The sequence below is a fragment of the Pseudomonas fluorescens genome, assembly GCF_902498195.1.
Lineage (GTDB): Bacteria > Pseudomonadota > Gammaproteobacteria > Pseudomonadales > Pseudomonadaceae > Aquipseudomonas > Aquipseudomonas fluorescens_BU.
In genome coordinates this window covers 310,736-323,807 of record NZ_CABVIY010000001.1, presented here as the reverse complement: position 1 = coordinate 323,807, position 13,072 = coordinate 310,736, and the positions used below count along the sequence as shown (strand labels likewise).

Annotated in this window: 11 protein-coding genes; 7 read left to right on the top strand and 4 right to left on the bottom strand. The window is 59.2% G+C overall.

All coding sequences use genetic code 11. The features are described from left to right. Nucleotides 1-41: 41 nt before the first annotated feature. Entirely contained in the window at nucleotides 42-2,450 is a 2,409-nt protein-coding gene (locus F8N66_RS01410; protein WP_150768470.1) for a DNA translocase FtsK, read from the bottom strand. A 307-nt stretch (nucleotides 2,451-2,757) separates the two neighbouring features. Here F8N66_RS01410 and trxB point away from each other — a divergent pair, with 307 nt between their 5' ends. The 4 genes from trxB to infA all read left to right on the top strand — a co-directional run bounded on the left by trxB (nucleotide 2,758) and on the right by infA (nucleotide 5,567). Next, nucleotides 2,758-3,717, top strand: coding sequence for a thioredoxin-disulfide reductase (gene trxB, locus F8N66_RS01405; protein ID WP_150768469.1), 960 nt, complete (start codon nucleotides 2,758-2,760; stop codon nucleotides 3,715-3,717). A gap of 63 nt (nucleotides 3,718-3,780) precedes the next feature. Continuing rightward, a complete protein-coding gene (gene aat / locus F8N66_RS01400; protein WP_150768468.1) occupies nucleotides 3,781-4,461 on the top strand; it encodes a leucyl/phenylalanyl-tRNA--protein transferase in 681 nt (226 codons plus the stop codon). Nucleotides 4,462-4,529: 68 nt separating this feature from the next. Next, nucleotides 4,530-5,237 (top strand): arginyltransferase, encoded by a 708-nt coding sequence (locus F8N66_RS01395; RefSeq protein WP_128607946.1) that lies wholly within the window; start codon nucleotides 4,530-4,532, stop codon nucleotides 5,235-5,237. 111 nt (nucleotides 5,238-5,348) lie between these two features. Continuing rightward, on the top strand, nucleotides 5,349-5,567 hold the full coding sequence (infA, locus tag F8N66_RS01390) for a translation initiation factor IF-1 (RefSeq protein WP_002553999.1): 219 nt from the start codon (nucleotides 5,349-5,351) through the stop codon (nucleotides 5,565-5,567). Nucleotides 5,568-5,779: 212 nt separating this feature from the next. Here infA and clpA read toward each other — a convergent pair whose 3' ends face one another. Both clpA and clpS read right to left on the bottom strand, forming a co-directional pair. Beyond that, on the bottom strand, nucleotides 5,780-8,050 hold the full coding sequence (gene clpA, locus F8N66_RS01385; protein WP_150768467.1) for an ATP-dependent Clp protease ATP-binding subunit ClpA: 2,271 nt from the start codon (nucleotides 8,048-8,050) through the stop codon (nucleotides 5,780-5,782). Between the two features lie 30 nt (nucleotides 8,051-8,080). Beyond that, entirely contained in the window at nucleotides 8,081-8,464 is a 384-nt protein-coding gene (gene clpS, locus F8N66_RS01380; RefSeq protein ID WP_150768466.1) for an ATP-dependent Clp protease adapter ClpS, read from the bottom strand. Nucleotides 8,465-8,683: 219 nt separating this feature from the next. On the opposite strand from clpS, the gene cspD reads away from it, so the two are divergent. Next, nucleotides 8,684-8,956: a cold shock domain-containing protein CspD gene (gene cspD, locus F8N66_RS01375; protein WP_318194723.1), complete on the top strand. Its 273-nt coding sequence runs from the start codon at nucleotides 8,684-8,686 to the stop codon at nucleotides 8,954-8,956. 80 nt (nucleotides 8,957-9,036) lie between these two features. On the opposite strand, the gene icd is transcribed toward cspD, so the two are convergent. Next, entirely contained in the window at nucleotides 9,037-10,293 is a 1,257-nt protein-coding gene (gene icd / locus F8N66_RS01370) for an NADP-dependent isocitrate dehydrogenase (protein WP_095192705.1), read from the bottom strand. On the opposite strand from icd, the gene F8N66_RS31425 reads away from it, so the two are divergent. Continuing rightward, complete coding sequence (locus F8N66_RS31425) at nucleotides 10,292-10,459, top strand: hypothetical protein (RefSeq protein ID WP_191622868.1); 168 nt, start codon at nucleotides 10,292-10,294, stop codon at nucleotides 10,457-10,459. The genes icd and F8N66_RS31425 overlap by 2 nt on opposite strands. Nucleotides 10,460-10,799: 340 nt before the next feature. Next, nucleotides 10,800-13,025, top strand: coding sequence for an NADP-dependent isocitrate dehydrogenase (locus tag F8N66_RS01365; RefSeq protein ID WP_150768464.1), 2,226 nt, complete (start codon nucleotides 10,800-10,802; stop codon nucleotides 13,023-13,025). Nucleotides 13,026-13,072: the final 47 nt, after the last annotated feature.

Here is a 13,072-nt window from a genome sequence, read left to right as displayed (position 1 = left end):
GTGCGGGTGGCGCTTCAAGGCGCCGCCCTTTCAATTCGGGGTCAGTCGCGCACCGGGCCAGGGGCCAGGACTTCGCGCGAACCGTTGGTGTTCATGGACGTCACGACCCCGGCCATTTCCATGGCCTCGATCATGCGCGCCGCGCGGTTGTAGCCGATTTTCAGCTTGCGCTGGACGGCGGAGATCGAGGCGCGACGGCTTTCCAGGACGAACTGTACTGCTTCGTCGTACAGCGCGTCGGCCTCCGGATCATCGCCATCGCCGCCACCGCTGCTGCCTTCAAAGCCGCTGCCGGCCTCTTCGACACCGTTGAGGATGTCGTCGTTATACTCCGGCGCCCCGCGCAGTTTCCAGGCTTCCACCACACGGTGGACCTCATCGTCGGACACGAAGGCGCCGTGGACCCGGATCGGCAGGCTGGTGCCCGGCGGCATGTACAGCATGTCACCGTGACCCAGCAATTGCTCGGCGCCGCCCTGGTCGATGATGGTCCGGGAGTCGATCTTGCTCGATACCTGGAACGCCATGCGGGTCGGAATGTTGGCCTTGATCAGGCCGGTGATCACATCCACCGAGGGACGCTGGGTCGCGAGAATCAAGTGGATACCGGCCGCCCGTGCCTTCTGGGCGATACGGGCAATCAGCTCTTCAACCTTCTTGCCGACGATCATCATCATGTCGGCGAATTCGTCGACCACCACGACGATGGTGGGCAGTTTCTGCAACAGCGGCGCTTCGTCGTGGATGCTCTCGCGCTTGTACAGCGGATCGCTCAACGGCTCACCGGCGTCCTGGGCTTCCTTGACCTTGGCGTTGAAGCCCGACAGGTTTCGCACGCCCATCTTCGCCATCAGCTTGTAGCGCCGCTCCATCTCGGCGACGCTCCAGCGCAGGGCGTTGGCCGCATCCTTCATGTCGGTGACCACCGGGCACAGCAGGTGCGGAATGCCTTCGTAGATCGACAGCTCCAGCATTTTCGGGTCGATCATGATCAGCTTGGCGTCTTCCGGGCCGGACTTGAACAGGATCGACAGGATCATCGCGTTCACGCCCACCGACTTACCGGAACCGGTGGTACCGGCCACCAGCAGGTGGGGCATTTTCGCCAGGTCGGTGATCACCGGCTTGCCGCCGATGTCGTGGCCCAGGGCCAGGGTGACCGGCGACTTGAAGTTGTCGTACTCGGGGGTCGACAGCACCTCGGAAAACCGCACGATCTGCCGGTCTTCGTTGGGAATCTCGATACCAACCGTAGTCTTGCCCGGAATCACTTCCACGACCCGCACACTGGTCACGGCCAGGGAACGCGCCAGGTCCTTAGCCAGGTTGGAGATACGGCTGACCTTGACCCCGGCCGCCGGCTGGATTTCGTAACGGGTAATCACCGGGCCCGGGTGGATCGAATCAACGGTGACTTCGACGCCGAATTCCTTGAGCTTGATTTCCAGCAGATGGCCGACCGCCGCCAGGGATTCCGGTGAGTAATTGAGTTGTTTCTTTTCCGCGGGATCGAGAATCGAGATCGGCGGCAAGGTGCCTTCCACGGCGCTGTCGACGAACAGCGGCGCCTGCTTCTCTTTTTCCACGCGCTTGCTGGGCGCGGCCGGCTTGGGCGGCGCTGGCGCGATGACCGGCGGCACCTGCTTCTCACGCTCGGACATGTGCTTGCTCAGGGCCTGCTCACGTTCGATCAGGCGCTCCTTGACCTTGGCCTGCTCGCGCTTGTCGGTGACGGTCGGCGCGACAACGTCATGCACCCGATCGTCGACTTCACGCAATTGCGCGACCAGCTGCTTGCGCTCGGTACGCGCCGCCCACCAGCGATTGGCCGCGCCCTGGAACAATTCGAACAGGTCGAGGGTGATCTTGCCGGTGACGTCCATCACCTTGAACCACGACAGGTCGGTGAACACCGTCAGCCCGAACAGGAACAAGGCGATGAACAGCAGTGTGCTGCCCTGAATGTTCAGCGCATTCTTTGCCAGATCGCCCAGGCTTTCGCCCAGCGCGCCGCCTGCGCCAGCCGGCAGGCCGGTCGCGGCATGGAAATGAATATGGGCCAGCGCCGCGCCGGACAGCACCAGGAACACCAGGCCGATCAGGCGCCAGGAGAACAGCCAGCCACTCCACTGCCACGGTTCGTGGCGCTGGCGGAAGATCTGATAAGCCTTGACCGCCAACAGCAGCGGGAAGATATAGGCGAAATAACCGAGCACCATGAACAGGATATCGGCGCTGTAGGAGCCCGCCGGCCCGCCGAAGTTCTGCACGTCGTCGATCTTGCTGTTATGGCTCCAGCCCGGATCGTCCTTGCCATAGGTCAGCAAGGCCATCATCAGGAACAGGCACAACGCGCCGATGGCGATCAATGCACCTTCCTTGAGCCGGTAGTGCAAATGCTGACGCCAGAGCGGAACGACTGTCTTGGGTGCTTCGGTGGATTTCTTCAAAACGCTTCTTTTCCTGCGCCTGGGGCGCGTCCATCTGTTGAATGACTATAAAAAATGCCCGTTCCAGGCAGGTAAAAAAGTTAACAGGCGCAACCGGGTCTACTTTTAACACTACGCCCCGGTTTTTATAAACAGGTGGCGCAAGGCTTCTCTTGTTACAAACACTGTTACAACCAGGCATTGTACGGGTTTGTTCGCCTGATGCCATGCTTGGAATACTAGTATGCAGCATAGTCAAAAGCACATTACATGCGACTCAATTTGAGCATGCATTCTCTTTTGTGACAAAGGCTTATGAGGTGTTTTTATGAGCGAAGCGCAGCATCACCGCTTGATCATTCTGGGTTCCGGCCCCGCCGGTTACAGCGCAGCCGTGTATGCCGCCCGCGCCAACCTCAAACCCGTTGTCATCACCGGCATACAGGCAGGTGGCCAGCTCACCACCACCGTCGAAGTCGACAACTGGCCAGGTGATGTGGAAGGACTTACCGGCCCGGTCCTGATGGAGCGCATGCAAAAACATGCCGAGCGCTTTGATACACAGATCGTTTACGACCACATCCATACGGCCAAGTTGCAACAGCGCCCGTTCGAATTGGCCGGCGACAGCGGTACGTATACGTGCGACGCACTGATCATCGCCACCGGCGCTTCGGCGCAATACCTCGGATTGCCCTCGGAAGAAACCTTTGCCGGCAAGGGTGTTTCCGCCTGCGCGACCTGCGACGGTTTCTTTTATCGCAAACAAGTGGTCGCGGTGGTTGGCGGCGGCAATACCGCGGTTGAAGAAGCACTGTATTTATCGAACATCGCCCGGGAGGTTCATTTGATTCACCGGCGCGACAAACTGCGTTCGGAGAAAATCCTTCAGGACAAACTCTTCGACAAGGCCGCCAACGGCAATATTCGCCTGCACTGGAACCAGAACCTGGATGAAGTGCTGGGCGATGCCAGCGGCGTGACCGGCGCCCGCCTGCGCGACAGCCATACCGGCGAAATCACCGAGCTGGCGCTGGCCGGCGTGTTCATCGCCATCGGCCACAAACCCAATACCGACCTGTTCGTCGGCCAGCTGGAGATGCGTGACGGCTACCTGCAGGTCAAGGGCGGCAGCGAGGGCAATGCCACCGCGACCGCCATCGCAGGCGTGTTTGCCGCCGGCGACGTGGCCGATCATGTGTATCGTCAGGCGGTGACTTCCGCCGGGGCTGGCTGCATGGCTGCCCTGGACGCGGAAAAATACCTCGACGACATTCCCGCTGTTTAACGGCACACTGGGTGGCGGGCCTCCTGCCCGCTACCGCCCTCCCCTTCTGCAAGCCCGGACGCCATGCTGACTTGGTTACAACGCAACTCCCTGACTTTCCCGCCGCTGGAAAAAGCCATGCGCGACCCCAACGGCCTGTTGGCCGCCGGTGGCGACCTGTCGGCCGACCGGCTGATCCAGGCCTATCGCCACGGTTGTTTTCCATGGTTTTCCGAAGGCCAGCCGATCCTCTGGTGGTCACCGGACCCGCGTACCGTCCTGTTTCCCGACGAACTGCACGTTTCCCGCAGCCTGGGCAAGTTGCTGCGCCAGCAACGCTATCAGGTCAGCTTCGACCGGGATTTTGCCGCCGTCATCCGCGCCTGCGCCGCCCCACGGGAATACGCTGACGGCACCTGGATCACCGGCGCCATGCAGGATGCCTACCTGGAACTGCACAAGCGTGGTTACGCGCATTCGGTGGAAGTCTGGGACCAGGGCGAGCTGGTTGGCGGCCTGTACGGCCTGGCGATGGGCCAGCTGTTTTTCGGCGAGTCCATGTTCAGCCGCGCCGACAACGCCTCGAAATTTGGCTTCGCCGCCCTGGTGCGACATCTGAAAGAGTCGGGTTTTGTGCTGATCGACTGCCAGATGCCCACCGACCACCTGCACAGCCTCGGCGCCCGGGCGATTCCGCGCAGCGCGTTTGCCGGGTATCTGGCGCAGTATCTTGACCAACCCAACCGCGCAACCTGGGTTTGCTGAGCGTCTTTTGCGCGCGTGGCTTACACTTAGAGACGCCCCTAATCAAAAGCTTATTCCGAGGGTTGATCATGACCGAGTTGGCGCGCTTGAAGTTCTATGCCACTCAGCCCCACTCTTGCAGTTATCTGCCTGAGGAGCAGGCCACGACCCTGTTTCTCGATCCTAGCCAGCCCATGGATGTGCATGTCTATGCGGATCTGTCGGAAATGGGTTTTCGTCGCAGTGGCGACCACCTGTATCGACCCCATTGCCAGAACTGCAATGCGTGCGTACCGGCGCGCATCCCTGTGGCGCAATTCACCCCCAACCGCCAGCAGAAACGTATTTTCAAACGCAACGCCGACTTGCAGGTACGCCCGGCCAAGCCAGGGTTCAGCGAAGAGTATTTCGATCTATACCAGCGCTATATCGAACAGCGGCATGCCGATGGCGACATGTACCCGCCGAGCCGCGACCAGTTTTCCACATTCCTGGTGCGCGACCTGCCGTTTTCACGGTTCTACGAATTCCGTCTCGACGGCCGGTTGCTGGCAATCGCCGTGACCGACCTTCTGCCGAACGGTCTTTCGGCCGTCTACACCTTCTATGAACCCGACGAAGAGCGACGTAGCCTGGGGCGTTTTGCCATCCTCTGGCAGATTGCCGAGGCCCGGCGCCTGGGGCTCGACGCGGTCTACCTGGGCTACTGGATCAAAAACTGCAAAAAAATGAGCTACAAGACCCAATATCGCCCCATTGAGCTGCTGGTTAACCAGCGCTGGGTCGTCCTGAACTAGAGCCCGCCCTAAACCCCTTGGCTTGAACCCCATTTTTCGGGCACAATGCACGCCGCTTTTGCCTGGCGCAGTTGCACCGGGCCATTCACTGGACACCGAGGGCTTTACTGCATGTCGAAAGAAGACAGCTTCGAAATGGAAGGCACTGTCGTCGACACCCTGCCCAACACCATGTTTCGCGTGGAGTTGGAAAATGGGCACGTCGTAACCGCGCATATTTCCGGCAAGATGCGCAAGAACTACATTCGTATTCTTACCGGTGACAAAGTGCGCGTCGAACTGACGCCCTATGACTTGAGCAAAGGGCGCATCACTTACCGCGCCCGCTAATCAAGTCAATACAAGACGCCCGGCATAGCCGGGCGTTTTTGTATGCCCGCGATTCAGCACTCTCCCCTGTAGGAGCTGCCGAAGGCTGCGATCTTTTGATCTTAATGTTGAAAAAACAAAATCAAAAGATCGCAGCCTTCGGCAGCTCCTACAGAGGTCGGCGGACAGCAAAAAGGCGCCCGAAGGCGCCTTTTTGTTTTGTTACGTCAGCCTCAGGCCATTTCGGCCGTCGTCTCGAACTCGAAGGTCAGTTCGCCGTCCTTGATGTCGATGTGCACCACACCGCCATGTTCGGCCAGTTCGCCAAAGAGAATCTCCTCCGCCAGCGGACGCTTGATCTTGTCCTGGATCAGGCGAGCCATTGGTCGCGCACCCATCATGGCGTCGTAACCACCGGCCGCCAGCCAGCTGCGGGCCGCATCGGTGACTTCCAGCAGGACACGCTTGTCTTCCAGCTGCGCCTGAAGTTCGATAAGGAACTTGTCCACCACGCTCTTGATAACCTCATGGCTGAGGCGACCAAACTGGATGATGGTGTCCAGACGGTTGCGGAATTCCGGCGTGAAGCTCTTCTTGATCACTTCCATCGCATCGGAAGAGTGATCCTGAAGGGTGAAGCCGATCGAAGCACGCGCCGCGGTTTCGGCACCGGCGTTGGTCGTCATGATGACGATAACGTTACGGAAATCCGCCTTGCGCCCGTTGTTATCGGTCAGCGTACCGTGGTCCATGACCTGCAGCAGCAGGTTGAAGACTTCCGGATGCGCCTTCTCGATCTCATCGAGCAACAGCACGCAATGTGGCTGCTTGGTGATGGCTTCGGTCAGCAGACCGCCCTGATCGAACCCGACATAACCAGGAGGTGCACCAATCAGGCGCGATACGGTGTGACGCTCCATGTACTCGGACATGTCGAATCGAACCAGCTCGACACCCAGCGCCTTGGCCAATTGCCGAGCCGCCTCGGTTTTACCGACACCCGTAGGCCCGGCGAACAGGAACGAACCGACTGGCTTGTCAGGCGACTTCAGGCCGGCGCGAGACAGCTTGATCGCAGTCGCCAGGGAGTCGATCGCCGCATCCTGGCCAAACACCGTCAGCTTCAGGTCACGCTCGAGGTTACGCAGCAGCTCCTTGTCGGAGCTGGTGACATGCTTGGGCGGAATCCGCGCGATTTTCGCGACGATGTCCTCGACCTGAGGCACTTCGATGCGTTTTACGCGCTTCTCGATCGGCTGCAGGCGTTGATAGGCACCCGCCTCGTCGATGACGTCGATCGCCTTGTCCGGCATGTGCCGGTCATTGATGTAGCGCGACGCCAATTCGGCGGCGGCACGCAGGGCTTCATCGCTGTATTCGATGTTGTGATGAGACTCGAAACGCCCCTTCAGGCCACGCAGGATACCGATGGTGTCTTCCACCGACGGCTCCGACACATCGACCTTCTGGAAGCGCCGGGCCAAAGCGCGGTCTTTCTCGAAGATCCCGCGAAATTCCTGGAAGGTGGTCGAACCGATGCACCGGATATCGCCGGACGACAGCAACGGCTTGAGCAGGTTCGAGGCATCCATGACACCACCGGACGCGGCACCCGCACCAATGATGGTGTGGATCTCATCGATGAACAGGATCGCTTGCGGACGTTTTTTCAGTTCATTGAGCAGCGCCTTGAAGCGCTTCTCGAAATCACCGCGGTACTTGGTACCTGCGAGCAAGGCGCCAAGATCGAGGGAATAGACGACACTGTTGGCCAGCAGGTCCGGCACCTGGTTGTCGACGATGCGCTTGGCCAGGCCTTCGGCAATCGCGGTCTTGCCCACGCCGGCCTCGCCCACCAGCAACGGATTGTTCTTGCGACGACGCGCGAGGATCTGTGCAACGCGCTCGACTTCCAGCTCACGACCGACCAATGGGTCGATACGCCCCTGGCGCGCGAGTTCGTTGAGGTTGCTGGCATACGCATCCAGCGGATTGCTTGAAGAAGAAGACTCACCGCCCTCGTCATCCTGCATATCTTGCTCGCCCTCGGAGTGATCGCCGTGCCCTGGCACCTTGGAGATGCCGTGGGCGATGTAATTGACGACATCGATACGCGCAACGCTCTGCTGTTTCAGCAGGAACACTGCCTGACTCTCTTGCTCACTGAAGATCGCGACCAGCACGTTGGCGCCAGTCACTTCGCGTTTGCCCGAGCTCTGTACGTGAAACACAGCACGCTGCAGGACACGCTGGAAGCCCAGGGTTGGCTGGGTTTCGCGATCCTCGTCATGCACGGGGATCAATGGCGTGGTGGAGTCGATGAACTCCTGCAGGTCATGCTTGAGTTTGTCGAGGTTTGCGCCGCACGCACGCAAAACGGTGGCGGCAGCCTCATTATCCAATAGGGCCAGCAGGAGATGCTCGACGGTCATGAATTCATGACGCTTCGAACGGGCCTCCTTGAAGGCAAGATTGAGGGTGACTTCGAGCTCGCGGTTTAACATAGCTTCACCTCATACCCAAGTGTCCGGCGATTAACCGTCCTTCTCGATTTCACAGAGTAGCGGATGCTGGCTTTCCCTGGCGTACTGGTTGACCTGCATGGCCTTGGTCTCGGCGATGTCGCGGGTAAACACTCCACATACTGCCCGTCCTTCCGTATGGACGGCCAGCATGACCTTGGTCGCCAGCTCGCGATTCAGGTTAAAAAACACCTCGAGCACTTCGACGACGAAATCCATCGGTGTGTAGTCATCATTAAACAAAACCACCTTGTACATCGGCGGCGCCTGTAAAGCAGGCTTGGCCTCCTGAACAGCAATGCCTGCTGAATCGTCGTCGTGCTCCTCCGGGTGGTCCTTCTGGAGAAACGGGCGATCCTGATTGAATGTTAGTCGAATCTGGCTGATTGCATGCATGGAAAGAAAGGTTCGTCAGTTGTGCAAATACAGTGGTGGGGGCGGTCTTGTGCGATTTCAACTCCGACTGCCTGGTCACCTTGACTATCGGCAAAACGGTGTTACAACCAATAGAGCCCACAGTGGGTAAAAAAGGTCCGCGGAGTCAACTTTTTTTACAAGAAGTGACTGCGGATTAACTGGATGATACTCCAGTGATGGAGTCTGTTGCAGAGGGATATGGGTATGTCAGGCGTCAAGGTCAGTGGCAAAGTGAAATGGTTCAACAATGCCAAGGGGTACGGTTTCATCAACGAGGACGGCAAGAGCGAAGACCTCTTTGCCCACTACTCGGCCATTCAAATGGATGGCTACAAAACCCTGAAGGCCGGGCAAGCTGTCGTGTTCGAGATCATCCAGGGGCCTAAAGGCCTGCATGCCGTCAATATCGGCGCCCCTGTAGATGCTTCGAAAGCCCCGACACCTGCCCTGCAACAGACCGTGTCGGTTTAACGCCGCACCGTCATCCAGACATAAAAAAACCGCCCGACTCAATCACTGACCCGGGCGGTTTTTGTGCGTCCGTCTTTCGCTTACATGTGTTTGATCAGCGCCTCACCGAATCCGGAAGACGAAACCAGCGTGGCGCCCTCCATCAGGCGTTCGAAGTCATAGGTCACCGTCTTGGCCTTGATCGCGCCATTGGTGCCCTTGATGATCAGGTCCGCCGCCTCGGTCCAGCCCAGGTGACGCAACATCATCTCTGCCGACAGGATCACCGACCCCGGGTTGACCTGGTCCTTGCCGGCATACTTCGGTGCAGTACCGTGGGTGGCCTCGAACATGGCCACGGTGTCGGACAGGTTGGCGCCCGGCGCGATACCGATGCCGCCCACCTCTGCCGCCAATGCGTCGGAGAGATAGTCACCATTGAGGTTCAGCGTGGCGATCACGTCGTACTCGGCCGGACGCAGCAGGATCTGCTGGAGCATGGCGTCGGCGATGGCATCCTTGACGATGACTTCGCGGCCGGTTTTCGGGTTCTTGAACTTCATCCATGGGCCGCCGTCGAGCAGCTCGGCGCCGAATTCTTCCTTCGCCACCTCATAGCCCCAGTCCTTGAAGGCACCTTCGGTGAACTTCATGATGTTGCCCTTGTGCACGATGGTCAGCGACTTGCGATCGTTGTCCACCACGTATTGCAGGGCCTTGCGCACCAGACGCTTGGTGCCTTCTTTCGAAACAGGCTTGATGCCGATACCGCAATCCTGGTCGAAACGGATCTTGGTAACGCCCATTTCTTCTTTCAGGAACTTGATGACTTTGGTGGCTTCCGGCGAGCCGGCCTTCCATTCGATACCGGCATAAATGTCTTCGGAGTTTTCGCGGAAGATCACCATGTCCACGTCGCCAGGCTTTTTCACCGGGCTTGGCACGCCTTCGAACCACACCACCGGCCGCAGGCACACATAGAGGTCAAGCTGCTGGCGCAGGGCAACGTTGAGCGAGCGGATACCGCCACCGACCGGCGTGGTCAGCGGCCCCTTGATGGAGACGACGTAATCTTTAACGGCATCCAGGGTTTCCTGGGGCAGCCAGGTGTCCTGGTCGTAGACCTGGGTGGCTTTTTCGCCGGCGTAGACTTCCATCCAGGAAATCTTGCGCTTGCCCCCATAGGCTTTTTCTACGGCAGCATCGACAACCTTGATCATGACGGGACTGACGTCGACACCAATGCCGTCGCCTTCAATGAACGGAATGATCGGATTATCAGGAACATTGAGAGAATGGTCTGCATTGACGGTGATTTTGTCGCCGACGGCTGGAACCTGAATCTTCTTGTAACCCATGCTGAACTCCATTGATTGGATTGAACATCTGGCTTGGTTCGAGCGTAACCCAGTTAAATCGGCGCGCAAACCCTCTGTTCCATGCATCTGCCGCAAAGCGCTGCGACTGGCGGGCTACAAGCCTGAAAGCAAAGGGAAAAGCGCCAAACTCAAGCACGACGAATGACCCCGCGCCCCACTCGCCCCTGCGACCTTTAGACCAATGGACGAGAATCGATTCACATGAACCATCGGCAGATTGCCAGCTACCTATGTATAATGCCGCCCGCTGACCATAGGGTCACGACGGCCGACCTCTCCTTGCTACCCAAAACGTAGCCGAGACTTTCCGCCCATAGCCGGCCTGTTATCGCAGTCCGACTGCTTGACGCTCTACTGATGCACCCAACATCACCGCGAAGAAACCTCGAAATTCGGCTCATGGATGACTTTGAACGAACGCGCTTACCCGGCGCCCCTCGAGTTTCTGCGCACGCTTTAGCAAAGAAGAGAGAGTTAATCCGAATATGCCCACCCGCTCGAAGATCATCTATACCTTCACCGACGAAGCCCCAGCCCTCGCCACCTATTCACTGTTGCCTATCGTAGAGGCCTTCACCGCCTCCGCTGATATCGCCGTTGAAACCCGCGATATCTCTCTTGCAGGGCGCATCCTGGCCAGCTTCCCCGAGCAACTGGGTGACAAAGCCGTAGCCGACCACCTCGCCGAACTGGGCGACCTGGCCGTTACGCCTGAAGCCAACATCATCAAGCTGCCGAACATCAGCGCCTCGGTTCCGCAGCTGCAAGCCGCGATCAAAGAACTGCAAGCTCAGGGTTACAACCTGCCGGAATACCCGGAAACCGTGACCAGCGACGCCGACAAAGAAGCCAAGGCCCGCTACGACAAGATCAAGGGCAGCGCCGTGAACCCGGTCCTGCGCGAAGGTAACTCGGACCGCCGCGCACCACTGTCTGTCAAGAACTACGCACGCAAGCACCCGCACAAAATGGGCGCCTGGGCTGCCGACTCCAAGTCTCACGTTGCGCACATGAGCACCGGCGATTTCTACGGCAGCGAAAAAGCCGCCCTGATCGACGCCGCTGACGCCGTGAAGATCGAGCTGATCGCCAAAGACGGCACCACCACCGTCCTGAAAGAAAAAACCAGCGTTCAGGCCGGCGAGATCCTCGACTGCGCCGTGATGAGCAAAAACGCCCTGCGCGCCTTCATCGCCGCTGAAATCGAAAGCGCCAAGCAACAAGGCGTGCTGCTGTCGGTTCACTTGAAAGCCACCATGATGAAGGTCTCCGACCCGATCATGTTCGGCCAGATCGTTGCCGAGTTCTATAAAGACGCACTGGCCAAGCACGCTGACGTGCTGGCACAGATCGGCTTCAACCTGAACAACGGCATCGGCGACCTGTACGCTCGCATCAAGGCCCTGCCGGCCGAGCAGCAAGCCGCCATCGAAGCCGACATCCAGGCGGTGTACGCCGTTCGTCCGTCGCTGGCGATGGTCAATTCCGACAAGGGCATCACCAACCTGCACGTGCCGAGCGACGTCATCGTCGACGCCTCGATGCCGGCCATGATCCGTGACTCCGGCAAGATGTGGGGCACCGACGGTCAGCTGCACGACACCAAGGCCGTGATTCCGGATCGTTGCTACGCCACGATCTACCAGGCCGTGATCGAAGATTGCAAAGCCAATGGCGCTTTCGATCCGACCACCATGGGCAGCGTGCCGAACGTTGGTCTGATGGCGAAGAAAGCCGAAGAGTACGGTTCCCACGACAAGACCTTCCAGATCAAGGCTGACGGCGTGGTACGCGTGACCGACAGCAAAGGCACCCTGCTGATGGAACAGGCTGTTGAAGCCGGCGACATCTTCCGCATGTGCCAGACCAAAGACGCGCCGATCCAGGACTGGGTCAAACTGGCCGTCAACCGCGCTCGCGCGAGCAGCACCCCGGCCATTTTCTGGCTGGACCCGATGCGCGCCCACGACGGCGTGGTGATCGAGAAAGTTCAGGCTTACCTGAAGGATCACGACACCGCTGGCCTGGACATCCAGATCATGGCCCCGGTCGACGCCATGAAGTTCACCCTGCAGCGCACCCGCGAAGGCAAGGACACCATTTCGGTGACCGGCAACGTTCTGCGCGACTACCTGACCGACCTGTTCCCGATCATGGAACTGGGCACCAGCGCCAAGATGCTGTCGATCGTGCCGCTGATGAACGGCGGTGGCCTGTTCGAAACCGGCGCTGGCGGTTCGGCTCCGAAGCACGTTCAGCAGCTGCTGGAAGAAAACTTCCTGCGCTGGGATTCCCTGGGCGAGTTCCTGGCCCTGGCCGCTTCCCTTGAGCATTTGGGTGTGAACTACAACAACCCGAAAGCCCTGGTACTGTCCAAGACCCTGGACCAGGCCACCGGCCTGTTCCTGGACAACAACAAGTCGCCATCGCGCAAAGTCGGCAACATCGACAACCGTGGCAGCCACTTCTACCTGGCACTGTACTGGGCCCAGGCCCTGGCCGCCCAGACCGAAGACACTGCACTGCAAGCGCAGTTCGCGACCCTGGCCAAGACCCTGACCGAGAACGAAGCAACCATCGTTGCCGAGCTCAACGCCGTCCAGGGCAAGCCAGTGGACATCGGCGGTTACTACCACGCCAATGCCGAGCTGATCAGCAAGGCCATGCGCCCGAGCGCCACGCTCAACGCGGCGATTGCTGCGCTGGTGTAAGGTTGTAAAGATGTAAAGAAGCCCCGGCCAAGTGCCGGGGTTTCTGT

Bases quoted from the DNA above. Each gene is read 5' to 3' on its own strand.
- trxB (WP_150768469.1), top strand. From the start codon at position 2,758: ATGAGCGAAGCGCAGCATCACCGCTTGATCATTCTGGGTTCCGGCCCC.
- aat (WP_150768468.1), top strand. From the start codon at position 3,781: ATGCTGACTTGGTTACAACGCAACTCCCTGACTTTCCCGCCGCTGGAA.
- F8N66_RS01395 (WP_128607946.1), top strand. From the start codon at position 4,530: ATGACCGAGTTGGCGCGCTTGAAGTTCTATGCCACTCAGCCCCACTCT.
- infA (WP_002553999.1), top strand. From the start codon at position 5,349: ATGTCGAAAGAAGACAGCTTCGAAATGGAAGGCACTGTCGTCGACACC.
- clpA (WP_150768467.1), bottom strand. From the start codon at position 8,050: ATGTTAAACCGCGAGCTCGAAGTCACCCTCAATCTTGCCTTCAAGGAG.
- clpS (WP_150768466.1), bottom strand. From the start codon at position 8,464: ATGCATGCAATCAGCCAGATTCGACTAACATTCAATCAGGATCGCCCG.
- cspD (WP_318194723.1), top strand. From the start codon at position 8,684: ATGGGTATGTCAGGCGTCAAGGTCAGTGGCAAAGTGAAATGGTTCAAC.
- F8N66_RS31425 (WP_191622868.1), top strand. From the start codon at position 10,292: ATGCTGAACTCCATTGATTGGATTGAACATCTGGCTTGGTTCGAGCGT.
- icd (WP_095192705.1), bottom strand. From the start codon at position 10,293: ATGGGTTACAAGAAGATTCAGGTTCCAGCCGTCGGCGACAAAATCACC.
- F8N66_RS01365 (WP_150768464.1), top strand. From the start codon at position 10,800: ATGCCCACCCGCTCGAAGATCATCTATACCTTCACCGACGAAGCCCCA.